This is a genomic window from Kribbella rubisoli, assembly GCF_004217145.1.
GTDB classification, from domain to species: Bacteria; Actinomycetota; Actinomycetes; order Propionibacteriales; family Kribbellaceae; genus Kribbella; species Kribbella rubisoli.
On record NZ_SHKR01000012.1, the window covers coordinates 757,564 to 783,178 of the forward strand.

Consider the following 25,615-nt stretch of genomic DNA (forward strand, 5'->3'; position numbering starts at 1 on the left):
CGAGCGGTGAGATGACCGCAGGTTGCCTAATGGGCGAATGATCGAGATCCGGCCGGTGACGACGGACGCGGACTACGAGGCCTGGCGTCAGGTCCGTATCGCGGTCCTCCCGCACGAGCGGTGTCCGAGCGTGGCCGAGCTGCGGGAGCTGGAGACGGAGGAGCGCCTGCTGGTGCTCGCCGAGCTGGACGGCGCGGTCGTCGCCAACGGGCTCGCGGACAGCTCGGACGAGGCCGGGCGCGGGTTCGTGTCGCCGCGGGTTCGGCCCGAGGCGCGCCGGCGCGGGGTCGGCACGAAGCTGCTCGAGGTGCTGGCGGATCACGCCGGTGCGCTGGGCTTCGAGGTTGTCGGATCGGGGGTCGAGGACGAGGGATCGTTCGCGTTCGCCCAGCGGTTCGGCTTCGTCGAGACGGGGCGTCAGGTCGAGCAGGTACGCCGGATCGGCGCCGAGACGTGGCCCGCGCGACCGACGGAGTACGAGATCGTGACCGTTGCGGAGCGCCCGGAGCTGTGGGCGGCGGCGTACGAGCAGGTTGCGTTGCCGACGTTGCCGGACATGGACACTCCGACGCCGCTCGTCGTGTCGGCAGAGGAGTGGGCGACCGAGTGGATCAACGAGCCGGCGGCGATGTTCCTGGCTGTGGTCGGGGATGACGTGATCGGGCTGGCCGGGCTGATGCTCGACACCGACAAGCCGGAGCGCGCCGAGGTTGCTTACACCGCCGTACGCCGGGATTGGCGCGGGAAGGCGGTCGCGTCGACACTCAAGCGGACGAGCATGGCGTGGGCCTCCGAGCACGGCATCAGTGAGGTCTACACGTGGACCCAGCAGGGCAATGCGAACATGCGACGGCTCAACGAGCACCTCGGCTTCAGCTACGGCGCCGTGAGTATCAACGTCCGCGCGAACCTACCGCTGGAGTTCCCGGAGCAGCTCAGCTCCTGACCAGGCCCGGCGATCGGTCTCGGTCGCGCGGATCAGCTCGACCAGCTTGCTGTTGACCGGCGCGGATCGCCCGAGCGACTCCGCGAGCCGGACGACCTCGCCGTTCAGATAGTCGATCTCGGTCGGCCGTCCTGCCTCCAGGTCCTCCCACATCGAGGTCCGAGCGAGCGGGTCGATCGCGAGCATCTTGGACGCGACCCGGCGGAACAGGAAGTCCGGCAGCCGCAGGATCGTCGGGAACCGGCGCATCGGAACCGCGAGCAACTGCGCCGGCTCGATCCCGGCAACCTCCAGAATCCCGAGCGTCTCGGCCTGCGCAGCGGCCAGGCAGCGGCGGTACGCACGCTGGGAGAGCTCGTCGCGCAGGGGCAGGTTGGACAGCGCGTTGATCGGGTTGTTCAAGTTCAGCAAGAGCTTCGCCCACTGCACCGGCAGGATGTCGTCGTGCTGCGTCAGCGGCAGCCCGGCCCATTGGAACGCCTCGACGTACGGCGCCAACGCGGCATCCCGCCGTACGTCGAGCGCCCCCTCGGTGCCTTGGTGAAACACGCCGGCGCCCCGGTTGAGCACGTTGAACGGAACCATCCCGGGCACCACGATCTGCTCGGTCAACCGCGACCGCAGCAGCTCCCCGTTCCGTATGCCGTTCTGAAAACTCACCACCACCGCACCGGGCTTCAACACCGGCGCCAACTCGGCAGCCGCGTCTTCGGTGGCAGCCGACTTCACCGTCACGAGCACCAGATCAGCCCCGGCCGCAGCATCAGGCGTCGTCCCGAAGTCCACATCAGCCACACGAAGATCCGCACCCAGATAGTCCGTCAGATGCAGCCCGTACGCCGCCACCTCGTCAGCCATCCGCTGCCTGCCGACGAACGTCACCCCAGTCCCAGAAGCCGCGAGCCGCCCGCCCACATAACACCCGATACCACCGGCGCCGTACACAACAATCTTCACCGAATCTCCTCAGCTGACCGGATGCGTGCGCGGTCGGGTAGCTCGACGGTCTCACCGGTCAGTTTCTGCAACGTTGCCCAGAGTTGGTCGAAGGACTCGCTGCCGAGCCGAGCTTCCCAGTCCTCGAGCAGATCGGCGATGGCGGCGTGGATCTGCTGTTCCAGCCGGCGTCCGGCGGCGGTCAGTCGGACCCTCTTGGCTCGCGGGTCGACCGGATCGGCCTCCCGGACCAGGTAGCCGTGCCGTTCGAGATGGGTGACCAGCTCATGCATGGACTGCTTCGTCATCCCGGCGTGCGCGGCAAGCTCAGCCGTGTGCGATCCGTCGATCCCGCCGAACCGGAACAGCTGCAGATGCGCGGGGCGCAGCTCCGGATGGCGTGGCCCGACGGCGGCCAGCACGGTGGCCAACGCCTGGTCGAAGGCGAGCCGAAGCAGACCGAAGTACCGTGGCGTTGACATGAGGGTCAGGCTACCTTACCGTTTCGGTCAGGCAACCTGACCATATGGGGGAACGAATGACGCTGACCGCGAGGCAGCAAGTGATGGGCTTCCTCACTGGCAAGTGGATCCCGCCGGTGCTGGCGACGCTCGCAGAGCTGGGCGTAGCCGACGAACTGGTGGACAAGCCGCTGACCGTGGACGAGCTGGCCGATCGGGTCGGCGCACAGCCGCGTGCTCTCTACCGGCTGCTTCGCGCGGCGGCGAGTGTCGGAGTGTTCGAAGAGGAGGGCGACGGCCGCTTCGCCCTGACGGACACGGCTGCCGTGCTGCGTTCCGACGTACCAGGATCGCTGCGTTCCGCGGCGATGATGTTCGCTCTCGAGCCGTTCTGGACGCCGTACGCCCAACTGAGGCACTCCGCCCGGACCGGCGAACCGGCGTTCGACCGGATCTACGGACAGAGCATCTATCAGCGTCTGGGCGAGCATCCGGATGAGGCCCGGACCTTCGGTGCGGCAGCCGCCGCGTTCCACGGGCAGGCGATGGGCCCGATTGCCAGCAGCCACGACTTCTCGGCGTACGGCGTGGTGGTGGACGTCGGCGGCGGCTCGGGCAGTCTTCTGGCTGAGGTGCTCCGGACGGCCCCCGGCATTCGCGGCGTGCTGCTGGAGTTGCCGGAGGTGCTCCCGGAGGCATCGGCGCTGCTGGCCAAGGAGGGGCTCGCCGACCGGGTGGAGCTTGTTGCGGGAGACTTCTTCGCCGAGGTCCCGCCCGGCGACGCGTACCTGATCAAGAGCTGTCTGCACAACTTCGCCGACGAGCAGGTGATCGAGATCCTCCGGGTGCTCGCGCGAGCCGGCGGACCGGTGCTGATCGTCGAGACGATGATCCCGCCCGGGAACGGACCGCATTACGCGAAGTTCGACGACATCGAGATGCTGGCGATCGCGGGCGGAGCCGACCGGACCGAAGGGGAGTGGGCCGCTCTCGCACGGTCCGCCGGCCTCGTGCCGCGGGAGGTCGTTCCGTGCGACGAGCGGTTCTCGTTGCTGCACTGCACGCGTACCTAACGACAGGAGGTGTTCGGGAGGTTCCGCCTGGCGCCCGCCCAAGACCGCCAGGTAGAACGCACACCTCCTGTCCCTCGGTACCAACCCCAGGGCGAAACCCGACCAAGGAACCCCGGGAGCTAATGCAATCGAACGCGTGGATCGAGTACGGCGTAGCCGATGTCGACCAGGATGTTCGCCACCACGACCGCCGCCGAGGCGAACAGCACGATGCCGATGATCACCGGTAGGTCCTGCTGGTTGATCGCGACCACGGCGGTCTGACCGAGCCCGGGCAGGCTGAACACGGTCTCCGTGACCACCACCCCGCCGATCAGCTGACCGAGGTCGATGCCGAACTGCGTGATCACCGGCGTCAGTGCACTCCGCAGACCGTGCACCACGACCACCCGGCTTTCCCGGATGCCCTTCGAGCGCGCGGTCCTGATGTAGTCCTCGCCGAGCACGTCCAGCATCGAACCGCGGGTCAGCCGGGTATACGTTGCCGCCAGCAACAAGGCGAGCGCGATCCAGGGCAGCACCAGGTGCTGGACCCACGGCCCGATGCCGCCGGCGATCGGCGAGTAGCCGCCGGCCGGGAACCAGTTGAACCCTGCGAGGGTGAGGCGGAAGTACAGGAAGTACAGCAGCAACAGCCCGAGCAGGAACGAGGGGAACGAGTAGAAGAACAGCGAGAACAACGTCAGTCCGCGGTCCGCCAGCGACCGTGGGTGCGTCGCCGAGATCACGCCGTTGAACACGCCCAGCAGCAACCACAGCACGGCCGCACCGAGGGCGAGCGACACCGTGATCGGCAGCGCCTGCGCGATGATCTTGGTCACCGCCACCTGGTGGTAGTAGTCGTAGCCGAGGTTGCCCTTCAGTGCGTTGCCGAGGAAGTGCAGGTACTGCTTCCAGACCGGCAGATCGAGCCCGAGGCGGTGCTTGATCAGCGCGATCGTCTCCGGCGTCGCCTGCCGGCCGGCCAGCGTCTGCGCGACGTTGCTCGGAGCAACGAAGAACAGGCCGAACACCGCGACGCTGATCAGCCACAGGACCAGGATCCCGTGACCGATCCGGCGAATCAGGAACATGGCCATGGTTCAGGTCCGATCTGCGCGGGGGTCGAAGGCGTCCCGGACGCCGTCACCGAACAGGTTGAAGGCGAGCGTCGTGATCAGCAGCGCCAGACCGGGGAACAGGATGAACCACCACGCGGTCGTGTAGTAGTTCTGCGACGAGCTGATCATCCCGCCCCAGTCCGCCGTTGGCGGCGGCAGACCGAGCCCGAGGAACGACAACGTCGCCTGGGTGACGATCACGACCGGGATCAGCAGCGTGGTGTAGACGATCACCGGCGCCATCACGTTCGGCAGTACGTCGACGAACATGATCCGGCCGTCGCCCGCCCCCAGCGAGCGCGCCGCTTCGACGAACTCGCGCTCGCGTAACGACAGCACCTGGCCGCGGACGATCCTGGCCACGGATGCCCAACTGAAGCAGCCGATCACCAGCACCGTGACGGTCAGACTGGGACCCGTCACCGACACCAGCGCGATCGCCACCAGCAGGAACGGAACCGACAGTACGACGTCGATCAGCCGGGCCAGGACGGTGTCGGTGATCCCCCCGAGGAACCCCGCAGCCAGCCCCAGCACGACTCCGATGACGACGGTGATCGCGGTCGCGATCACGCCGACGAGCAGCGAGACGCGAGCGCCGTACGCGATCCGGACCAGGATGTCCCGGCCGAGATCGTCGGTGCCGAGCCAGAAGGTCCCGTTCGGCCCGCGCGGCAGGCCGTCCGGTGTCAGCCCGATGTCGCGGTACTGCTCGTTCGGCGGATGCCCGGTGATCGCCGTGAACACCGGCGCGAAGATCGCCATCAGCACGATCAGCAGGATCACGGCGAGCGAGATCATCGCCACCTTGTCCTTGCGCAACCTGTGCACGGCAAGGACGAACGGACTCCGGCCCTCGATCGCCTTCGGCTCGTCCAGGACATCAACCATTTCTATTGCGGCGGTCATGGGGCCTCCCGGTCTGGACTGAGGAGCGGGGGGAGCGAAGCGACCGGAGCGACGAGGGAAGACCGGGAGTCACAGCCCCATGACCACGCCGGCGCCGAAGGCCCGGCCAAAAGCACTGTCATGATGCCTTCAGATCAGGTACGGCGGTGGACAGGTCCTCGCCCACCGTCAACGGGTAGAAGCAGGCGGTGCGATGCTGCCAGGAGTCGTCGAGGACGGCCTCGAGCGGCGGCTCCTCGGCCGCGCAGTCGAGCCTCGCCTTCGGGCACCGCGTGTGGAACCTGCACCCCTCCGGCGGGTTCGTCGCGGAGGGGATGTCGCCCCCGAGGATGATCTGCTCGCGACTGTCCGCCGTGTCCGGGTCCGCCACCGGCAACGCCGACAGCAGCGCGCGCGTGTACGGATGCCTGGTCTGGCTGAACAGTTCGTCGGTCGGAGCCAGCTCGACGATCTTGCCCAGGTACATCACCGCGATCCGGTTGCTCACGTGCCGGACCACCGACAGGTCGTGCGAGATGAACACGTAGGTCAGGTCGAACTCCTTCTGCAGGTCCGCGAGCAGGTTGATGATCTGCGCCTGGATCGACACGTCCAACGCCGAGACCGGCTCATCGCAGATCACCAGCTTCGGCCGCAGCGCGAGTGCCCGCGCCACCCCGATCCGTTGCCGTTGGCCACCACTGAACTCGGCCGGGAACCTGTTGTAGTGCTCGGGGTTGAGCCCGACCAGCTCCATCAGCTCCTGGACCTTCTTCTTCCGCTCATTGCCCGAGGCAATGTTGTGGATCGCGAACGGGTCGCCGATGATGGATCCGACCCGGCGGCGCGGGTTCAGCGAGCCGTACGGGTCCTGGAAGATGACCTGGACGTCGCGCCGCAACGGACGCATCGCCTTGCGGGAGAGCTTGGTGATGTCCTGGCCCTCGAACGTCACCGAGCCCGAGGTGACGTCGTACAGATGGGCCATGCAGCGCGCCAGCGTGGACTTGCCGCAGCCGGTCTCGCCGACCAGGCCGAGCGTCTCGCCCTTGTGCACCTCGAGCGAAACGCCGGCGACTGCCTGCACCACTTCTTTGGAGTGCGTGGGGAACTCCTTGCGGACGTTCTCCACCTTCAGCAACACATCCGTAGTCATGAAGCGATCGCCTCGCTGTTCTCATGCGGTAGCCAGCAGGCCGACTGGTGCCGGGGATCGCGGGCGACGTCGACGAGCGGCGGCGCCTCGGTGCGGCACTTGTCGAACACGTGCGGGCAGCGGGCCGCGAACGGGCAGCCCTTGGGCAGACTGATCAGGCTCGGCGGTGTCCCCGGGATCGGGGTCAGCCGTTCACCGCTGCGGGCCGGCAACGACGCCAGCAGGCCCTGGGTGTACGGGTGGTGGTTGCGGTAGAAGATGTCGCGGCGCGGCGCCCGTTCCATCACCGCGCCGGCGTACATCACGACGACCTCGTCGGCCATCTCGGCCACCACGCCGAGGTCGTGCGTGATCAGGATGATCGCCGTACCGAACTGCTCCTGGAGCCGGCGCATGACGTTCAGCACCTGGGCCTGCACGGTCACGTCGAGCGCGGTGGTCGGCTCGTCCGCGATCAGCAGGGCCGGGTCGAGCGCCATCGCCATCGCGATCATCACCCGCTGCCGCATCCCGCCGGAGAACTGGTGCGGATAGTCGTCGATCCGCTCCGCGGCCCGGGGGATGCCGACCAGGGTCAGCAGGTCGGCGGCCCGTTTCCGGGCGTCCTGCTTGCTGATCTCGCGGTCGTGCGCCCGGATCATCTCCACGATCTGCCAGCCGATCCGGTACTGCGGATGCAGGCTCGACAACGGATCCTGGAAGATCATGCCGATCTGGGCGCCCCGCAGCCGGCGCAACGTCGACTGGTCCGCGGTGATCAGGTCGGTGCCGTCGAAGAACGCCGTACCGGACACTGTGGCGCCGCGGGTGAGGCCGGTGATGGTCTGGGTGGAGACGCTCTTACCGGAGCCCGACTCGCCCACCACGGCGAGTGTCTGGCCGGCTTCGACGTCGTACGACAGGCCCCGGACGGCGCGGACGGTGCCGTCCGGGGTGTCGAAGGAGACCCGGAGGTCCCTTACTTCAAGCAGAGCCATGAGGTGTTATCCGCCCTGCTTGTCTTTGTCGAGCCAGACGTTGGTCGGATCGAACATCTGCATCGCCGGCACGTAGATCGCGTTGTGCACCTGGGATGCGTGGTAGTTCGGGTTCTTCGGGTTGGTCAGCGGGAAGAACGGCGCGTCGGCCATCACCTGCGCGTCGGCCTTGGCCCACAGATCCACCGCCTGGTCCTGCGTCGGCGCGGCGATCGCCTGCTTGATCAGGTCGTTGGTCGCCGGGCTGTTGTACAGGCCGAAGTTGCTTCCGACCGGCGGGAACGACGGCTCGCCGGAGAACAGCGGGTTGAAGAACGACAGCGCCCCGTTGCCGTACCAGTCAGCACCCCAGCCGGCCAGCGAGAGATCCCATACGCCCCGCTGGGCGACGGTCGGCACCTGCAGGTACTTCACGTAGAAGTCCGCGTTCGGTGACGGTACGCCGACGACCGTGATCCCGACCTTGGACAGGTCCTGCTGGATCGTCTGGAAGGCCTTGCTGCTGCCCTCGGACGCGTTGCGGTACAGGAACTTCAGCGTCAGATGCTGGGCGCCCGCCTCCTGCAGCAGCTGCTTGGCCTTGTCCACGTTGTTCGGGTACGGATCGATCTGCTTCGAGCCGAGGATGCTGTCGGGCAGCACGTGGGTCAGCGGCGGGTTGATCGTCGGTCCGCCGATGACCTGGAGGATGTGGTCGCGGTTGAGCGCGTAGTTGATCGCCTGCCGCACCTTCACGTTCGCCAGCGCCTTGTTGTTGTTCGGCGAGACGGTGTTGTAGATGACGTACGGGTTGCTCGACGCCGTCATGCCCAGGTTCAGGTTCGGATCCTTCTTCGCGATCAGCGCCGGTAGCTGCGACGGTGGCGGGCCGACGTCGAACTCGAGGTCGGCGGTCGGCGTACCGGTCTGCAGTTGCTGCTGGATCGAGTCCTGGCTGACCGTCTCGTTCACGACGATCTTGTCGACGTACGCCTTGCGCACCGGGTCGGAGGCCGGGTCCCACGCGGTGTTGCGCGAGTACGAGATCGACTTGGTCGGAACCCACTTGTCGACCTTGTACGGGCCGTCGGACGGGAAGTTGTTACCGAGCTCAGTGCTGGCGGGCAGATACTTGAGCGACTCGACCGGGGCCGGCGAGAAGGCCGGCAGCGTCAGCATGTCGACGAAGTACGTGGCCGGCTGGGTGAGGTGGAACTCGATCGTGCTCGCGTCCTTGGCGACCACGCCCGGCAGCGGCGTCTTGTCGATGTACTCCTGGATCCCGGCGACCGTCTTCGGCGCCTTCGCGAACCCGTCGGCGAACGCCTTGTAGCCGACGAGCAGGTTGGCGAAGTCCGGGATTCCGCCGAACGGCTGGACCGGGTTCGCGGTCCGCTTCACGCCGCGGACCATGTCCTCCGCGGTGACCGCCCGGGCCGGGCTGGTGTTCCACTTCGCGCCGGGCCGGATCTTGATCGTGTAGGTCTTGCCGTCGGCGCTGATGCCGCCGTTCCCCGTGGTCGGGATGTCCGTGGCGAGGTCGGCCACCGGCTTGGTGTTGTCGGACCCCTGATCGGCCGGGTACGTGAACAGCTGCCTGCTCCACATCCGCAGGTTCAGGTAGCCGATCGAGTAGTAGCTGATGTTGGGGTCCATGTAGTCGACGTCGCCCGCCCCGAGCATGTTCAGGGTGCCGCCGCTGACCGGGGTGCCGGCGGATCCTCCGGATCCGGACGGTGTTCCGCCGCCGTTGCTACAGGCCGCGAGCACGATGCTCGCGGCGGCGGCAAGGGATACTGCCGCCAGCCGTCTTCTGGCCATTGGTCCTCCTCCGGGACTCGATAGCGCCGAAGTTAGGACTGCCGGGCCCAGCCGGAACGCGCAGTCACGCAACCGTCAAACAGATGTCAATCGCCGCCCGCCCCAACATGACGGATTCATGACACCCGTAACCCTCATTGCGCCCGTCCGTGAGCGACACTGGGTCCGTGGCACACAGCTTGCTGCTGGTCGACGACGAGCCGCGGATCCGGCGGGTACTGCGGCTTGCCCTGGAGGACGAGGGCTACGAGGTGGCGGAGGCGGCCAACGGGTACGACGCCCTCGCCGCGCTGCGCCGCGAGCCGCCGGACGTGGTGCTGCTGGACCTGATGCTGCCCGACCGGGACGGATTCACCGTCTGCCGGGAGATCCGGCGGTCCAGCGACGTACCGGTGATCATGGTGACCGCTCGGACCGACAGCCACGACGTGGTCGCCGGGCTGGAGGCCGGCGCGGACGACTACGTGACCAAACCGCTGGTCGCGAAGGAGCTGTCGGCCCGGATCCGGGCGTTGCTCCGCCGGGTCGAGCCGTCCAACGCGCGGCAGGCCGAGCTGGTCGAGGTCGGTGACCTCCGCATCGACATACCGGGTGCCGAGGTGACGCGGGACGGCGAGGCGCTGCCGTTGACGCGGACCGAGTTCAAGCTGCTCGCCGAGCTGGCCGGCGCCGAGGGCAAGGTGCTCAGCCGCGAGCAGCTGCTGTCGAAGGTCTGGGGCTACGGGTACTTCGGTGACAGCCGGATCGTCGACGTCCATATCCGCCGGCTGCGGCTGAAGATCGAGCGCGACCCGGCCAGCCCGAAGCATCTCGTCACCGCCCGCGGCCTGGGCTACCGACTGGTGAGCTGACCTTGCTCGGACGGTTCAGCCTGCGGAATCGCGTCATGCTGGCGTACGGGCTGCTCGCGCTCGTGCTGTCGACCGTCCTGGCGGTCGTGACCTGGGGCGTGGTCTCCGACTACCTCAACAACCAGCGGGATTCCTCCGCTGTGACGATCACGTCGGACAACGCGGCTGCGCTGCGGTACGGGCTTTTCGGCGTACCCGTGCCGTGTAATCCGGCGCGGGTGCGGGGCGAGTGTGACAGCCCGCAGGCGGCGGACGGGGTGCACCCGATGGACCTGCTGAACAGCCTGCCGTCCACCGACGCCGCAGCGTCGATGCTGTACTTCGAGAAACACTGGTACGCGTTGACCGGCAAGCCGTCGGACCTGCCGCCGGACCTGATCCAGACGGCGCTCGACGGGAACGTCGTGAGTCGCCGGGTCGAGGTCAGCGGGCAGCCGGTGCTCGCGGTCGGCGTACCCGTGGGGCGGCCGAACGAGGCGTTCTTCGAGTGGCATCCGCTGACGGCTCTCGACAACACGCTGCTGAGGCTGAAGCTCACACTGATCGCTGCGGCGATCGCGACCGCGCTGGTCGGGCTCGCCGTCGGACGGCTGGCGAGCACGCTGGCGCTGCGGCCGCTGGCCGAGCTGACCCGGGTCGCGGACGCGGTCGCGCGGGGGAAGCTGGACGCGCGCCTGCTGGCCGAGGAGGACCGGGATCTCGGTGGGCTGGCGCGTTCGTTCAACCAGACGGCGGCGGCGCTGGAGCGCCGGGTGGCTGCGGACGCACGGTTCGCGGGTGATGTGAGCCATGAGCTGCGGACGCCGTTGATGACGATGCTCAACTCGATGCAGCTGATCCAGAACCACCGCGCCGAGCTGCCGGCCGCCGTACGGGAGCCGGTCGAACTGCTCGGCGACGACCTCGATCGCTTCCGCCGGCTGGTGATCGACCTGCTGGAGATCTCCCGCGACGACGGCGGTGACCGGGGGAGCCGGGAGATCGTCCGGATCGCCGACCTGGTCCGCGCGGCGGCCGACGCGACCGCCGGGCGCGAGGTGACCACGGTCGAGCCCGAAGCCGAGGGGCTCACGCTGCAGGCTGACAAACGCCGGCTCGAGCGGGTGATCGCGAACCTGGTCGAGAACGCCGAGGACCACGCCGGCGGCTGCAAGGGCGTCGGTGTCGAGGCCGGTGGTCTGGGCGTCATCATCACCGTCGACGACGCCGGTCCGGGCATCGCCGCCGAGGACCGCACCCGCATCTTCGAACGCTTCGGCCGCGGTGAAACCTCGGGTCGGGGCCGGGGCGTAGGCCTGGGTCTGGCCATCGTCGCCCGCCACGTCCAATGGCACCACGGCACCATCCAGGTAACCACCCGCCCCGGCGGCGGCGCCCGCTTCATCGTCGAGCTCCCCGCGAAAAGCAGCTGACGGTTCTTCGGCCCCCGGCTACTCTGGGGGCATGGCTACTTGCCTCTGTGTCTAGCTGGCGCACTCCATCTGACAGGTGAAGTGCGTCTACTAGTATTCACGGAGAGTAACCATCATGATCACCGCTCGCGGTGTTGATATTCGTGTCGGCGCTCAGCTGCTGCTGGCCGATCTTTCGTTCACAGTCGGCGCGGGTGACCGCGTCGGGCTCGTCGGCCGCAACGGCGCCGGCAAGACCACCCTGCTCACCACGCTGGCCGGCGAACGTCGCCCGGCGGCGGGCAGCATCGCCGTGACCGGCTCCGTCGGCTACCTGCCGCAGGACCCGCGGGCGGCCGATCCCGCGATCACCGTCACCGATCGGATCCTGTCCGCCCGCGGCCTCGACACCGCCGTACGCGATCTCCGGGCGGCCGAGACCGCGATGAGCACCGCGACCGGCGAGGCGCAGGAGAAGGCGATGGCGGCGTACGCCCGCGCCGAAGCCGCCTTCCAGGCCGGCGGCGGCTACGCGGCCGAAGCGGAGGCGGCGAGGCTCGCGGCCGGTGTCGGCCTGCCCAACCGTGCGCTCGAACAGCCGGTCGGTCACCTGTCCGGTGGTCAGCGCCGCCGGGTCGAGCTGGCCCGGATCCTGTTCGCGCAGCACGACATGCTGCTGCTCGACGAGCCGACCAACCACCTCGACGCGGATTCGGTGCTCTGGCTGCGGCAGTTCCTGCAGTCGTACGCCGGCGGCCTGATCGTGATCAGCCACGACACCGAGTTGCTCAAGGCAACGGTCAACCGGGTCTTCCACCTGGACCCGCAGCGGCTCACGATCGACATCCACAACACCGGCTGGAAGAAGTACCGGGAACAGCTGGAGGTCGACGAGCGGCGCCGGCAGCGCGAGCGTGCGGTCGCCGAGCGCAAGGCCGCGGTCCTGCACGCCCAGGCGGCGAAGATGCAGGCCGGTGCGAGCACCGCCATGGCGGCCAAGAACATGGCCCGTCGCGCGGACAAGCTGCTCTCCGACCTGGAGCCGGTACGCCGGTCCGCGCGCGTCGCCAAGATCCGCCTGCCTGCACCGGCGCCGTCGGGCAAGACCCCGTTGTCGGCCGTCGGCCTGAAGAAGGCGTACGGCGGACTGCAGGTCCTGAACGGTGTCGACCTGTCCGTCGACCGGGGCAGCCGGGTCGTCATCCTCGGTCTGAACGGCGCCGGCAAGACCACCCTGCTCCGGCTCCTCGCGGGCCGCGAACAGCCGGACGCCGGTCGCGTCGTACCCGGTCACGGCCTGCGGCTCGGGTACTTCGCCCAGGAGCACGACACGCTCGACCTGGCCGGTACCGTCCGGCAGAACCTGGCGGCGGTTGCGCCCGGGCTGACCGACGGCGAGGTCCGGAACGTGCTGGGCTCGTTCCTGTTCAGCGGCGACGACGTCGACAAGCCGGCCGGCGTACTGTCCGGCGGCGAGAAGACGCGGCTCGCACTCGCCGGGCTGGTCCACTCCAGCGCGAACGTGCTGCTGCTGGACGAGCCGACCAACAACCTCGACCCGGTGTCGCGGGACGAGGTACTGGGCGCGGTCGGCAGTTACCCGGGCGCGATCGTGATGGTCACGCACGACGAGGGCGCGATCGAGGCGCTCCGTCCGGATCGAGTGCTGATCCTGCCGGACGCGACCGAGGATCTGTGGTCCGACGACTACCTGGAACTGGTGTCGCTGGCTTAGGCCGCGTCAACCCTGGGGTTGAGGCTCGGGTTCCACCCGGGTCTCACCTCCGGGCTGACGTTCGGGCGGCCGGTTCCGAGGAGTGTTGTCATCGACAACGAAACCTCCTCGGAAGGAACCCAGAACAATGTCGGCCGTGATCGGTATCTTGGTGGGTCTGCTGGTGCTGGTGCGCGTGATCGGCCGGCAGGTGACCGGTTCGCTCGTCACCCAGAAGTCGCTGTTCCTGATGCCCGTCATCCTGCTGGGCGTCGGCCTGCTCTCGCTCTCGTCGGCCGTCCACAGCGCGACGTCCGGCCAGCTCGCGTTCCTCGCCCTCGACTGTGTTGTGCTGGCCGGCTTCGGTGTCGCCCGCGGTGCCAGCGTCCGGCTCTCGTCGACCGGCCAAGGCCTGTACCAGAAGGGCACCGCCGCGACCCTCGTCCTCTGGCTGGTGACGATCGCGCTCCGCGTCGGTACGTCGTTCGCCTCCGCCGCGCTCTGGCCGCACAACAACTTCGGTACGTCGACCCTGGCGCTGACCATCGGCGTCACCCTCGCCGCCCAGAGCGCGATGATCTACCGCCGCTCGCTGGCGATGAACATCCCCTTCGCCGCCGAACGGGTCTGACCCGGGCATGATGAGGGCATGAGCTCCAGGCTTGCCGACCAGGTGCGGACTTCCTCCGTGCCTGGTCTGCTGCTGCGGGCGGTCCCCGCCGTCCTGACGATCGTCACGGTCGCCTTCGCCGCCCGGGACAACGACCAGCAGCGCCTGCCGTACGGCGTGATCGTTGCCCTCGGCGTGATCGTTGTCGCTAGCAACATCTCGCTGTTCCGGCTGAGGTACGGCGAACCGCCCGGCCGGACTGCCTACGCCCTGCTGGCGTTCGCGATCGCCGGGTCGCTGCTGTGGTACGCACTCCCGCAGAGCGTGATGCTCTTCGTCCCGTTCTGGGTCAGCCGGATAGCGGTCCGCTACTACCGCGCCGGGCTGCTCGAGTGGATCGTCGTGTCGATCGCCATCATCGGTGGAAGCGTGCCGCTGTACATCACCACGCGGTCGGCGCCGGGTGCGATCGGGGCCGCCTTCGGCGTGGTCGCGCTGACTCTGGCCGCGGTCAACCGGCGGAACCGGGAGCAGCAGCTGGAGGACCTCGAGGTGTCGCTGGCTCGTAAGCAGGCCGCGATCGAGGAGCATGAGCGGGCCGCGGCGCTGGCCGAGCGGGCGCGGATCGCGCGCGACGTGCACGACGTACTCGCTCATTCGTTGGCCGGGTTGTCGCTGAGTCTGCAGGGTGCGCGGTTGATGCTCGTGCGGGACGGCGCGTCGGCGGAGGCTGTCGAGCAGGTGACGCGGGCGCAGGGGCTGGCGGCCGAGGGGTTGGCCGAAGCGCGGCGGGCGGTCGCGGCGCTGCGGGAGGATGCGGTTCCCGACGTACGGGCGCTCGGCGATCTCGTCACGGCGTACCGGCTGGAGAGTGGGGCGTCGGCGGAGTTCGACGTGGAAGGTACGCCGCGGGAGCTGCCGGCTGACGTGATGAGCACGCTGTACCGGACTGTGCAGGAGGCGCTGGCGAACACCCGCAAGCACGCGCCGGGTGCGCCGGTGCGGGTGAAGCTCTCGTACGGCGACAGGGTCGGCCTGCTCATTGAAGACAGGCCGGGCAAGCGACCGGATCGCGCGGCCCCCGGCGGCTATGGTCTGGTCGGGATGCGCGAACGGGCCGACCTGGTCGGCGGATCAGTGGAGGCCAGGCCGACATCCACCGGCTGGCGAGTCGAGCTCAAGGTGAAGGCATGACTGTGCGAGTGGTGGTCGCTGACGACCAGACCGTGGTGCGGGACGGGCTGGTCACGCTGCTCAAACTGCTGCCCGGCATCGATGTGGTCGCGGCGGCGTCGGACGGCCAGGAGGCGGTCCAGCTTGTTGCCGAGCACGACCCGGACGTGTTGCTCGTCGATCTCCGGATGCCGACGATGGACGGCGTCGAGGCGACTCGTCAGGTGCGCGCGGATCATCCACGGACCGAGGTCGTCGTACTCACGACGTACAGCGACGACGACTCGGTGCTGTCCGCGCTCCGGGCCGGGGCCCGCGGGTTCCTCACCAAGGACGCCGACGCCGAGTCGATCGGCCGCGCGCTCGAGGCCGCCGCCAACGGCCAGTCGATCGTCGACGCCGAGGTCCAGCGCCGCCTGATCGCAGGCGCCAGCACCAGACCACCCGAGCCCACCGACACCGGTCTCACTCCGCGCGAAATCGAGGTCCTCCGCCTGATCGCCGAGGGCCTGTCCAACACCGAGATCGCCAGGCAGCTCGTCGTCAGCGAAGCCACCGTCAAGACCCACATCAACCACCTCTTCGCCAAAGCCAACCTCCGCGACCGAGCCCAGGCCGTCGCCTACGCCTATCGCCTCGGTCTCGCCTGATATGCGACTAGGTTGCATCTAGCCGGGGAGCGGCGTTTACTGGCGGATCGTGAGGCGGATGGATGTCAGTCGGCGCGAGTGGGGTGCGGTCGGTGGGATGGCGGCGTTCGTGCTGCTGTTGCATCTGGCTGGTTGGGGAGTGCTGGCGCTGATCGTGGCGCCGCGGCATTACCTGCTCGGATCGGCCGGGGTGTTCGGGGTCGGGCTCGGCGTGACGGCGTACACGCTGGGGATGCGGCACGCGTTCGACGCGGACCATATCGCCGCGATCGACAACACGACCCGGAAGCTGATGGCGGACGGGCGGCGGCCGTTGTCGGTCGGGTTCTGGTTCTCGCTCGGGCACTCGACCGTGGTGTTCCTGCTGTGCTTCCTGCTCGGGATCGGTGTCCGTACGCTCGCCGGACAGGTCGCTGACGACTCGTCCCGGCTGCAGCAGATCACCGGCGTCATCGGTACGGCGGTCTCGGGCGTCTTCCTGTACCTGATCGCCGCGCTCAACCTCGCCGTCCTGGTCGCCGTCGTCAAGGTGTTCCGCCGGATGCGCACCGGCGAGTACGACGAGGCGTCGCTCGAGCAGCATCTCGACAAGCGCGGCCTGATGAACCGGATCCTGGCCGGCGTCACCAAGGCGGTCACCCGTCCGTGGCAGATGTACCCGATCGGTTTCCTGTTCGGCCTCGGCTTCGACACCGCGACCGAGGTCAGTCTGCTGGTGCTGGCCGGCGGCGCGGCCGCGTTCAGCCTGCCGTGGTACGCCGTCCTCACGCTGCCGATCCTGTTCGCGGCCGGGATGAGCCTGCTCGACACCATCGACGGCTGCCTGATGAACTTCGCCTACGGCTGGGCCTTCGCGAAACCGGTCCGCAAGGTCTACTACAACATCACGATCACCGGCCTGTCGGTCGCGGTCGCGCTGGTGATCGGCAGCATCGAGCTGATCTCGATCCTCACCGACAAACTGCACATCGACCACGGCCCGCTCGCGGCGATCGCCGGCGTCGACCTGAACTACGTCGGCTACGCGATCGTCGGCCTGTTCGTCCTCACCTGGATCACCGCCCAGGCGATCTGGAAGTACGCCCGGATCGAAGAGAAGTGGTCGGCCGCCCGCTGACTCTCGGCTGACTCGCGGCTGACTCGCGCCTGACTGTCGGGGCATCGAACCGTTGACAGCCGGCCGAGGTTCGGTGTGTGATCTGCGAAAGCGCTTTCGCCTACTCGTGTAGATTCGGAATGAGGCCGCCAATGCACGGTTCGATTCGGAAGCTCGTGGCAGGGCTGGCGGTCGGGCTGCTCGCCGCCACCCAGCTCGCCGTACCTGCGCAGGCCGCGGGTGATCCAGGGATCGTCTTCAGCAACCCGGTCGCCGCCGACGGTATCGCCGCCTGGCCCGGCGACGCGGACAAGACTCCGGAGCACGCCGCGTCGACCAGGCTCGGTGTGCCCTGCTGGCAGACGAGCAACGACCCCAAGGACCAGTACATCTACCTGAACATCGACGCGGCCCGGATCCCGGCCGGCGCCACCGACGCGGTGCTCACGGTCAACTACTTCGACACCCCGGGCCAGCAGCTGACAGCGCAGTACGACAGCGTCAGTGCCGCATTCACACCGCTGCCGTGGTTCACGTTCCCAGGCAGCGGTGCGTGGGCGAGTACGCAGTTCCGGATGTCCAACGTCAACTTCCAGAACCGCGCGAACGGCGCCGACATCCGGCTGATGGCGAATGCACCTGGTGGTGTCATCAGCTCGGTCTGCATCAGTTCGGTGAGCGTCTCCTTCGCGGACACGACCGGTATCACGGTCACCAACCAGAGCCTTGTGTTCCAGCAGGGAACCGGTAGCGTCGCGCTCACGTCGACCGCGTCGTCGGTTGCCTGGAGCATCACCGACGACCAGTACCTGCCTGTTGCTTCGGGCAACACGACCAACGGCTCGGTCAATGTGGCCAACCTCGGGCCGGGTTTCTACAACCTCCGCCTCACCGCGGGCGACACGGTCGTCGGTACGACGCTTGCCGTCATCCCACCGCTTCCGGCCGGAACCCAATCACCGCAGGGCAAGTGGGGTGTCAACACCCACATGAACCACTACTACAACCTCAGCAGCTCCCTGATCCGCACCCTCGCTCTCACCGGCTTCTCGCACATCCGGGAAAGCCTCGAGTGGCCGCGGATCGAGTCCGGCTCACCGGGCAACTACGCGGTCGATCCGCAGGAGGACGCGGTGATCGCCGACGCCAAGGCGAACGGTCTGACCCCGCTGCTGGGTACCGGCTACCGCAACCCGCTCTACGACGGCGGTCACACGCCGAGCACTCCGGAAGGCCTCGCAGCGTACGGCCGCTATCAGAGCTGGTGGCTGAAGCATTTCGCAGGCACGACCAACGACATCGGGACCTACAACGAGTACTACCAGCCCGGCTTCAACGACAGCGCCTGCGGTATCACCGGCGCCTGCTTCGTCCAGCTGATGAAGGCGGCGTACGAGCAGACCCATGCCGACAACCCGAACGCGAACGTCCTTGCGGACATCGGGCCGAACAAGGGCGACACCTCCTTCCGCGACCAGATCCTGTCGCTCGGCGGCCTGGCCTACGTGGACACGATCGACGCGCACATCTACACGTTCGGCGGCCCGGAAGGTGATCTGGACACCCAGATCCAGAGCCTGCGTACCCAGGCCGACGCGCATGGGGGCGCCGGTAAACCGATCTGGATCAGCGAGGAGGGCTACCCCACCGCGGCGAGCTTCGGCGGTTCGATGCTCGACCAGGCCCGCAAGTCGATCCGCAACGACACGATCATGATCGCGAACAACGTCGGCCAGTTCTACTGGTACGACGCGCTCAACGACGGCACGAACCTCGACGACAAAGAGAGCACGTTCGGCCTCCTGCAGGCTCCGGCCGGACCGATCGCCGGCATGGCGCCGAAGCCGGGCCTGGTCGCGAAGGCGACCACGATCCGCGCCCTGACCGGCCTCGCCTACAGCGGCCGCGACACGTTGGCGGCGCCGCTCTACTCGTACCGCTTCGGCTCCGGTACGTCGACCACCCGCGTGCTGTGGTCGACCGGAACCGGAACGTCCTCGGTGCAGCTCAACACCACGGTCCCGCTCCAGGTCACCGACATGTACGGCCACAAGACGACGCTGACGCCGACCGCGGGCGTGGTCACGATGACCGTCGATCAGGATCCGGTGTTCGTAAAGGGCGCGGCCACGGGTGTAGCCGTCACCGCCACGCCGCAGGCATCGGTTGCCGCTGCCGACCCGTCGAACTCCCAGGAGCCGACGGCGGTCACGGTGACGATCAAGGGCTCGGTCCACAACGCCGGCCCGGCAACCGTGACGGTCGCTGGTCAGACCAAGCATGCGCTGGTCCTGCCCGGGAAGAAGGCCACCGTCACGATCCCGGTCCCGGCGAGCGACACGCTCGGTCTGCGGCACGTCGTCGCGACCGTCTCCCGGCTCGGTAAGACGACCTCTCGCCTGGTCGCCTGGACCAGCGTCGAACCGGCGACGAAGATCCGGGTCGTCCCGCAGCTCACAGCGGCCGCGCCGACCGGTCTCGGCGTCGAGCTGACCAATACGAGAGCCAGTTCGTCGGCGACGATCCAGGACCTGAGCTGGACCATCGCCGGCCAGCACGGTACGGCCGCCGCGGGGCAGTCGATCGCACCGGGGCAGAAGGCAACGATCAGCATCCCGGTCACCGGCCTCGCGCCGTGGAAGGCGTACGCGTACACGGTCGACCTGACCACGTCCGACGGCAACAAAGTCTCGGCGAAGGGCACCACGGCGTTCGACCCGATCGTGGGTTCGGCAACGACTCCGGCAAGCTCGATCAACCTCGCCACCGACGCCAGCTGGATCGCCTTCACGCGACCCTGGGGCGGCGCCGCGGACCTCTCCGGTTCGGCCAACTTCCAGTACGACGCAACTGGTCTGACCATCAACGCCGCCGTCACGGACGACGTCTTCTCGCAGACCGAAACCGCCCCGAACCTGTGGCGGGGCGACAGCCTGCAGTTCGCGATCAGCAACGGCCTCCCCGGCGAGAACGCGACCGCGACGGAGCTCGGCACCGCGCTGCTGCCGACCGGTCCTGCCGTCTACACGTTCGGTACGTCGGACGGCAGCCCGACCGGGACCACGCCCGGCGCAACCGCTGCGATCACGCGCGCCGACGGCGTCACGTCGTACCAGGTGAAGGTCCCGTGGACGTCGCTCGGCTTCGCGAGTCAACCGGCCGGGCCGGTCGCGATCTCGCTGGCACTGAACGAGAACGACGGCACCGGGCGGGTCGGCGCGCTGCAGTGGGCGAGCGGCATCGTCACCGGCAAGACCACGACTCTGTTCCTGCCCGCAACGTTCACCAGCTAGAGAGAGGTGTTGCGTCGGTTGGCGGAGATCGCCTAATCTCGACGTATGAACAAGTCTGCAGATGTGCAGGGTATCGACGACTGTCGGGTTCGCCTGGTCAATCCTGAGCGCGTGGCCAGCGTCAACGCCAGGATGCCGGGCGAGGACGACATCGTCGATACCGCTGACGTCTTCGGGCTGCTCGGCGACCCGCGGCGGCTGAAGCTGCTGGTCGCCCTGCTCGACGGGGAGCTGTGCGTCTGCGATCTCGCCGCGATCACCGGGCTCAGCGAGTCCGCGACCTCGCATGCCCTCCGCCTGCTCCGCGCGCACCGAGTCGTCTCGGTGCGGCGTGACGGCCGGAACGCGTTCTACCGCCTCGACGACGCGCACGTCCGGATGCTCGTCGACCTGGCCGTCGCGCACACCGAGCACACGGACGCCATCCACCCGGAGAGGTCCGAGTCGTGAGCGCCGGCCACGGGCACGGACACGGTCACTCCGCGGGCGCTGCCGCGGACAAGAAACTGCTCGGCGGAGCGCTCGCGCTGATCCTCGGCTTCATGATCGCCGAGGTGATCGTCGGATTCGCGGCCGGTTCGCTGGCCCTGGTCACCGACGCGGCCCACATGCTGACCGACGCGATCGCCATCGCCCTCGCACTGCTCGCGATCCGGCTGGCCGCGAAGCCGCCGGCCGGCGGATTCACGTACGGCTTCAAGCGGGTCGAGATCCTCTCCGCGCAGGCCAACGGCATCACGCTGCTGCTGCTCGCGGCGTACTTCGTCTACGAGGCCGTCAATCGGATGATCCATCCGCCCGAGGTCAAGGGCGCGCTGGTGCTGATCACCGGCCTGGTCGGGATCGCGGTGAACCTGCTCGCGACTTGGCTGATCAGCAAGGCGAATCGGTCCAGCCTGAACGTCGAGGGCGCGTTCCAGCACATCCTCAACGACCTGTTCGCGTTCATCGCCACCGCGATCGCCGGTCTCGTCGTACTGCTGACCGGGTTCGCCCGGGCGGACGCGATCGCCGCGCTCGTGGTCGCCGTACTGATGCTGAAGGCAGGCATCGGACTGGTCCGCGACTCCGGCCGGATCTTCCTCGAGGCCGCGCCGAGCGCGATCGACCCGCAGGCGCTCGGCGCCGAGCTGTGCGCGATCGAGGGCGTCGTCGAGGTCCACGACCTGCACGTCTGGGAGATCACCTCCGGCGAGCCGGCCGCGTCCGCGCACATCTTGGTTGCCGAGGGCCTCGACTGTCACCAGATCCGGATCCAGATCGAGCAGGTGCTGGCCGAGCGCCACCACCTGACGCACTCCACGCTCCAGGTCGATCACGCGACCGCGGCGACCGGTGAGGCGCACTGCAGCGACGCGCACGGCGTCGTACATCGGTCGATCACAACCGCTGGGCAAGCACCTGGCCCCGCCATTCCTCCGACCCACTGACCTCCGTGAACGGCTCGGTGCGGGTGAAGCCCTGCCGCTCGTAGTACCGGACCAGGGCACCGTCGCCGCCGGCGAAACAGTCGACCCGGAGCAGGCCCACACCGGCCTGGCGGGCCAGCTTCCGGGCATGGTCGAGCAGGATTCCACCGATGTTCTGGCCTGCGGACGCGCGGTCGGACACCAGGAGCCGCACGTACAGTTCGGGCTCGTCGACCGGCGGGATGTGCGCGTGCGCCGTACCGACCGCAACGGCACCGACTACGCGGCCGTCCGTCTCGCCCACCCACAGCCCGCCGTCGTCGGCGAACCCTGTGATCTGCGCTACCCGTCGCGGGCTGGTCGAATGCTGCCTCGTACCCCACTGGTCGGTGCGCCCGCGCGCGACCAACCACTCGGTCGCCCCGTCGAGGAGCGCCAGCACCGCCGGTACGTCGTCCCGCCCGGCCCGGCGGATCGTCATCTGCACATTCCCCAGAATAGGTTGGCCGGTGGATGTCGAAAGCCCGTCTGCAGTCTCTACCTAGAGGTGTAGAGAGGAGCTCACCATGAGCCAGAAGACCGGAAAGCTGGACAAGACCTTCACCGCGCCGCTGCTGAAGAGCGACGCCAAGGGCGGCTGGACGTACGTGCAGATGCCGGGTTCGGCCGAGTACTTCGGCACCCGCGGCCTGGTCAAGGTCCGCGGGACCATGGACGGCCACCCGTTCGAGAGCTCGTTCATGGCGCTCGGCGACGGCACCCACAAACTGCCCGTCAAGGGCGATCTGCGCACCCTGCTCGGCAAGGAGCCGGGCGACGAGATCACGGTCTACCTGGAAGAACGCCTCGGCTGAGGTTCACTCCAGGTGTTCGCGTGTAGACCGGCACGACCTCGAGCGGCACGTCGCGGGTGACGAGTCCGCAGGCCACAGGCTCGCCGGTCCAGGCGTCGTACCAGCTGCCCTCGGGCAGGTACGTCGTCCAGGTGGTGACACCCGGCTCCAGGACCGGGTTGACCAGCAGATCGTCACCCAGCAGGTACTGGTACGGGTGGTTCCAGATCTCCGGGTCGTCCGCGTGGTCGAAGAAGAGCGGCCGGAGCAGCGGACGGTCGGTGGCGATGGTCCGTGCAGCCTGCTCGGCCAGATAGGGGACGAGCTGTTCGCGGAGTACGGCGTACGCGCGGAAGATCGGGACGACACGATCGTCGCCGGTGGTCTCGGCGACATGCCACGGCGTCCGATCGCGGAGTGGACGCTGGTGGTGGTTGAACTCCGAGTGGTACTGCATGATCGGCAGGAAGGTCGACGCGGCTGTGGCGCGGAGGTAGAGCTCCGCGTCCGGCACCGGGCCGGAGAAGCCTGCCAGGTCCCAACCCCAGTAGACGATGCCGCACGACGCCGCGGTCAGACCGGCTGTGATCGACGACCGGAACGCTTCCCAGGTCGAGTCCTCGTCGCCGGCCCAGAAGATGCCGTGCGCCTGCGAGCCAGTGAAACCGGCCCGCGAGAACGTCACCGGCGCCTTGCCCGCCGACCGCAGCAGGTCGCCGAAGGCACGGGCGTAGTGCACCGGGAACACGTTGTTCCCCTCGTCGCCACGGCGACCGTCGGCGTAGCTCAGGTCGTGACCCCAGGCGTGCTCGCCGCCGTCGGTCTTGAACCCGTCGACGTCGATGTCCTCGACCAGATAGCGGCGCTTCTCGGTCCACCAGTCCCGGGTGCGTTGCACGGACAGGTCGGGCATCAGCGCCTTCGGGAACCACCATCCGCGGTTGTGGTACGGCGTACCGTCCGCCTCCAGCACAGCGTGACCGGCTTGCACCATCGCCGCGGCGTCGGCGGCGACCTGCCCGGTGTCGAACTCGCTCTTCTGCAGCGGGATCTGCCAGAGCACGACCTTGATGCCCCGCCGGTGCAACTCGTCGATCATCGCCCCGGGATTCGGCCAGGCGCCGTCCTTCGGGTAGCTGAAGTCCGCGGCCTTATGAGCGGTGCCGTCCGACGTGACGGCGTACTGCGCGTCGCGCCAGATCGTGATGCCCTCCTCGTCGCTCCAGGCCTCGATCACCACTGTGCCCACCGGGATCTCCAGCTCCCGGTGCGTGTCCATCCGGGCCATCACCAGGTCCTGGGTGTTCCACTCGTTGCCGGAGGCCCACAACCGGAAGATCCAGTCCGGCAGCTCCTCCGCCCGGCCCACCTCGTCCAGGAACGCGGTCAGCACCTCGGTCGGCGATCCCTGGTAGATGCCGAGGTCAACCACCGGTTCGTCGCCCAGGGCAACCTCTACAGTCAGCCCGTCGCCGTCGGAGCTGAACCAGGTCCGGCGGGAGGTCCGCACATGGAATCCCCAGCCACCGTTCACGACATGTGCGAACGGCATCGGCAGGTACGTCCGCCCGTGCACGCCCTGGGCCTTGTACTGCTCGAACACCATCGCGTCGAGCTGCTTCCCGCGCTGATCAAGTTCGTCGTACCGCTCGCCGAAGCCGACCAGGTGATCGCCGGTCTGCAACGGCAGCTTGAACCGCGCTCGATGCACCCCCTCCGCGGACACCAGCCACTCGACATCGATGACGCGATCCTCGCCGCCGCGCAGCTCGCCACCTTCCTGCGTCCATCGCGCCGGTGAGACCTCGAACCAGTCAGTCGTCCCAGCCTCGGTCCGGAACCGGTAGCGCACCGGCTCGGTCACCGGCGGAGTCACCACCGACCAACCGTCATCCGCGCCGAGCGACTTCGCCTGCGCCTCGCTGAGATGGCCTTCGCCACCGGCCAGCGCCGCGGCGTCGGCCGTCGCTGTCTCGGCTCGCGACATGTCCAGCGTGAGCGAACCCCACTCGCACACGACCGCGGTGACGTCAGGTGGAGCGACCACACCCAGGCGGACCTGTTCCCCGACGAGCGGGAGCACCGGCACCCGCTGGTCGGGCGAGTTGGCGTAGGGATGTTCGATGCCGTACGGGCGATGGATGAGCATTCAGACCTTCTCGGGGAGCACGCCGAGCTCGTCGGCGAGGATCAAGTACATGCCATGGGACCAGAGCAGGGGAGTGGCGACAGTGCCCCAGCGGACGATCCACTCGTCCCTGGAGCCGGGGTGGAGCAGGTGATGGGGGACCTGCTCGGGGAGCTCGCCGTCCGGCGTGGCCTGCTCGGCGATCCAGCGGAGGTGTCGCCACGCGCCGGCGGTGTCGCCGGCGGCAGCCAGATTCCAGCCGAGCAGTGCGGACAGCAGAATCCACTGGCCGCCGCCGTAGAACACATCGGCCGCGAAACGGTGCACCCCGCCGTCCACGTCGAGGTCGTCAGCCACAGCGGTCAGTGTTGCCGCGCCGACCTCGCCGTTGACCAACCCGAACGGGACGACACAAGCTGGCAAGGAACCGTCGACCGCCGACGTCCCGAGCCATTTGGTCAGCCGACCGTCATAGATGCCTTCAGCAAGCACTAGCGAACGGATGCGCTCGGCAACATCCAGTACGGCGATGTCCGTGTACGGCGCAATGGCAACCAATCCGCCGTAGATCGCACCGAGGGTGGAGACGTGCCGCTGCTCGACGTGCTCCTCCCACCAGTCGTAACAAGGGCGGTCCCAGAACGCGACCAGGTAATCGACCGCGACATCGATCCCGCCCCGCCACCGGTCGAGCTCCAGCCCGTGCCGCACCGCATGGTTGACCACCGACCACAGCCAGATTCCGTAGCCGTCGGTCTGGAAGTCCCACCACGGATCCGACCCGTCGGCGCCGTCGAACGTGAACCGGGTCGGCAACATCGCGGCATCGTCCGGACGCTCTCCCCGTGCGTGCGCCGCACACAGCACATCCACCTGGCGACGTCGGCTCCGCAGTACGCGGTCCACCCAGTCGTGGAAGCGCCCCGCCGACCCGACGTCGCCGTACCGCGAGATCCCCTCCGCGGTAAACGAACCGTCCCGCAACCAGGCATACCCGCGGTAGGCGGAGAAGGTGGGCGCAGCCGGATACGCCCCACCCGCATCCTGATTACCGGTGATGATTGCGTGGCTGACCTCGGCCAGCTCACGCAGTCGGTTCACATCTACTCCTCCGCGGTTCCCCGCCCCCG

The 25,615-nt window shown here is 68.2% G+C and carries 23 protein-coding genes; 13 read left to right on the forward strand and 10 right to left on the reverse strand.

All coding sequences use genetic code 11. The features are described 5' to 3' along the window. Positions 1 to 37 precede the first annotated feature (37 nt). Positions 38 to 946, forward strand: a complete 909-nt coding sequence (locus EV645_RS17855; protein WP_130445015.1) for a GNAT family N-acetyltransferase — start codon at positions 38 to 40, stop codon at positions 944 to 946. On the opposite strand, the gene EV645_RS17860 is transcribed toward EV645_RS17855, so the two are convergent. Continuing rightward, positions 911 to 1,903: a 2-dehydropantoate 2-reductase gene (locus EV645_RS17860; RefSeq protein ID WP_130445016.1), complete on the reverse strand. Its 993-nt coding sequence runs from the start codon at positions 1,901 to 1,903 to the stop codon at positions 911 to 913. The genes EV645_RS17855 and EV645_RS17860 overlap by 36 nt on opposite strands. Beyond that, complete coding sequence (locus tag EV645_RS17865; RefSeq protein WP_130445017.1) at positions 1,900 to 2,364, reverse strand: MarR family winged helix-turn-helix transcriptional regulator; 465 nt, start codon at positions 2,362 to 2,364, stop codon at positions 1,900 to 1,902. Before EV645_RS17865 ends, EV645_RS17860 begins: the two co-directional genes overlap by 4 nt. Before the next feature lie 44 nt (positions 2,365 to 2,408). Between EV645_RS17865 and EV645_RS17870 the strand changes: the two genes are divergently transcribed. Next, positions 2,409 to 3,416 carry a methyltransferase gene (locus tag EV645_RS17870; protein ID WP_130445018.1) on the forward strand — a complete coding sequence of 336 codons (1,008 nt, stop codon included), beginning with the start codon at positions 2,409 to 2,411 and terminating at the stop codon, positions 3,414 to 3,416. 119 nt (positions 3,417 to 3,535) lie between these two features. Here the strand turns inward: EV645_RS17870 and EV645_RS17875 are convergent, their stop codons facing one another. The 5 genes from EV645_RS17875 to EV645_RS17895 all read right to left on the reverse strand — a co-directional run bounded on the left by EV645_RS17875 (position 3,536) and on the right by EV645_RS17895 (position 9,337). After that, on the reverse strand, positions 3,536 to 4,495 hold the full coding sequence (locus tag EV645_RS17875; RefSeq protein ID WP_130445019.1) for an ABC transporter permease: 960 nt from the start codon (positions 4,493 to 4,495) through the stop codon (positions 3,536 to 3,538). Between the two features lie 3 nt (positions 4,496 to 4,498). After that, positions 4,499 to 5,425, reverse strand: coding sequence for an ABC transporter permease (locus EV645_RS17880; RefSeq protein ID WP_130445020.1), 927 nt, complete (start codon positions 5,423 to 5,425; stop codon positions 4,499 to 4,501). Positions 5,426 to 5,543: 118 nt separating this feature from the next. Beyond that, positions 5,544 to 6,560, reverse strand: a complete 1,017-nt coding sequence (locus EV645_RS17885; protein ID WP_130445021.1) for an ABC transporter ATP-binding protein — start codon at positions 6,558 to 6,560, stop codon at positions 5,544 to 5,546. Beyond that, complete coding sequence (locus EV645_RS17890) at positions 6,557 to 7,537, reverse strand: ABC transporter ATP-binding protein (protein WP_130445022.1); 981 nt, start codon at positions 7,535 to 7,537, stop codon at positions 6,557 to 6,559. The genes EV645_RS17885 and EV645_RS17890 overlap by 4 nt, the downstream gene beginning before the upstream one ends. A gap of 6 nt (positions 7,538 to 7,543) precedes the next feature. After that, entirely contained in the window at positions 7,544 to 9,337 is a 1,794-nt protein-coding gene (locus EV645_RS17895) for an ABC transporter substrate-binding protein (RefSeq protein WP_130445023.1), read from the reverse strand. Positions 9,338 to 9,504: 167 nt separating this feature from the next. Here EV645_RS17895 and EV645_RS17900 point away from each other — a divergent pair, with 167 nt between their 5' ends. From EV645_RS17900 to EV645_RS17945, 10 genes are all read left to right on the forward strand, one after another. Then, positions 9,505 to 10,188, forward strand: a complete 684-nt coding sequence (locus tag EV645_RS17900) for a response regulator transcription factor (RefSeq protein WP_130445024.1) — start codon at positions 9,505 to 9,507, stop codon at positions 10,186 to 10,188. 35 nt (positions 10,189 to 10,223) lie between these two features. Beyond that, positions 10,224 to 11,600: a HAMP domain-containing sensor histidine kinase gene (locus tag EV645_RS17905; protein WP_130445025.1), complete on the forward strand. Its 1,377-nt coding sequence runs from the start codon at positions 10,224 to 10,226 to the stop codon at positions 11,598 to 11,600. Between the two features lie 115 nt (positions 11,601 to 11,715). Then, positions 11,716 to 13,314, forward strand: a complete 1,599-nt coding sequence (locus tag EV645_RS17910; protein ID WP_130445026.1) for an ABC-F family ATP-binding cassette domain-containing protein — start codon at positions 11,716 to 11,718, stop codon at positions 13,312 to 13,314. A 136-nt stretch (positions 13,315 to 13,450) separates the two neighbouring features. Next, positions 13,451 to 13,924, forward strand: a complete 474-nt coding sequence (locus tag EV645_RS17915; RefSeq protein WP_130445027.1) for a hypothetical protein — start codon at positions 13,451 to 13,453, stop codon at positions 13,922 to 13,924. A gap of 18 nt (positions 13,925 to 13,942) precedes the next feature. Further along, positions 13,943 to 15,097: a sensor histidine kinase gene (locus EV645_RS17920; RefSeq protein WP_242000486.1), complete on the forward strand. Its 1,155-nt coding sequence runs from the start codon at positions 13,943 to 13,945 to the stop codon at positions 15,095 to 15,097. Next, the gene (locus EV645_RS17925) at positions 15,094 to 15,726 is read left to right on the forward strand and encodes a response regulator (protein WP_130445028.1); all 633 of its coding nucleotides are present in this window, start codon (positions 15,094 to 15,096) and stop codon (positions 15,724 to 15,726) included. The genes EV645_RS17920 and EV645_RS17925 overlap by 4 nt, the downstream gene beginning before the upstream one ends. A 58-nt stretch (positions 15,727 to 15,784) precedes the next feature. Beyond that, a complete protein-coding gene (gene nicT, locus EV645_RS17930; RefSeq protein WP_198681667.1) occupies positions 15,785 to 16,843 on the forward strand; it encodes a Nickel transporter NicT in 1,059 nt (352 codons plus the stop codon). Between the two features lie 131 nt (positions 16,844 to 16,974). After that, positions 16,975 to 20,115 carry a sugar-binding protein gene (locus tag EV645_RS17935; protein WP_130445029.1) on the forward strand — a complete coding sequence of 1,047 codons (3,141 nt, stop codon included), beginning with the start codon at positions 16,975 to 16,977 and terminating at the stop codon, positions 20,113 to 20,115. Positions 20,116 to 20,160: 45 nt separating this feature from the next. After that, positions 20,161 to 20,565 (forward strand): ArsR/SmtB family transcription factor, encoded by a 405-nt coding sequence (locus EV645_RS17940; protein ID WP_130445030.1) that lies wholly within the window; start codon positions 20,161 to 20,163, stop codon positions 20,563 to 20,565. Then, entirely contained in the window at positions 20,562 to 21,545 is a 984-nt protein-coding gene (locus tag EV645_RS17945; protein WP_130445031.1) for a cation diffusion facilitator family transporter, read from the forward strand. Before EV645_RS17940 ends, EV645_RS17945 begins: the two co-directional genes overlap by 4 nt. Here the strand turns inward: EV645_RS17945 and EV645_RS17950 are convergent. Continuing rightward, positions 21,496 to 22,005: a GNAT family N-acetyltransferase gene (locus tag EV645_RS17950; protein WP_130445456.1), complete on the reverse strand. Its 510-nt coding sequence runs from the start codon at positions 22,003 to 22,005 to the stop codon at positions 21,496 to 21,498. The two genes, EV645_RS17945 and EV645_RS17950, sit on opposite strands and share 50 nt — an antisense overlap. A gap of 85 nt (positions 22,006 to 22,090) precedes the next feature. Here EV645_RS17950 and EV645_RS17955 point away from each other — a divergent pair, with 85 nt between their 5' ends. Continuing rightward, the gene (locus tag EV645_RS17955) at positions 22,091 to 22,378 is read left to right on the forward strand and encodes a DUF1905 domain-containing protein (protein WP_130445032.1); all 288 of its coding nucleotides are present in this window, start codon (positions 22,091 to 22,093) and stop codon (positions 22,376 to 22,378) included. Here the strand turns inward: EV645_RS17955 and EV645_RS17960 are convergent. Both EV645_RS17960 and EV645_RS17965 read right to left on the reverse strand, forming a co-directional pair. Then, positions 22,347 to 24,506 carry a glycoside hydrolase family 31 protein gene (locus EV645_RS17960; RefSeq protein WP_130445033.1) on the reverse strand — a complete coding sequence of 720 codons (2,160 nt, stop codon included), beginning with the start codon at positions 24,504 to 24,506 and terminating at the stop codon, positions 22,347 to 22,349. The genes EV645_RS17955 and EV645_RS17960 overlap by 32 nt on opposite strands. Next, complete coding sequence (locus EV645_RS17965; protein ID WP_242000487.1) at positions 24,507 to 25,586, reverse strand: glycoside hydrolase family 15 protein; 1,080 nt, start codon at positions 25,584 to 25,586, stop codon at positions 24,507 to 24,509. Positions 25,587 to 25,615 lie beyond the last annotated feature (29 nt).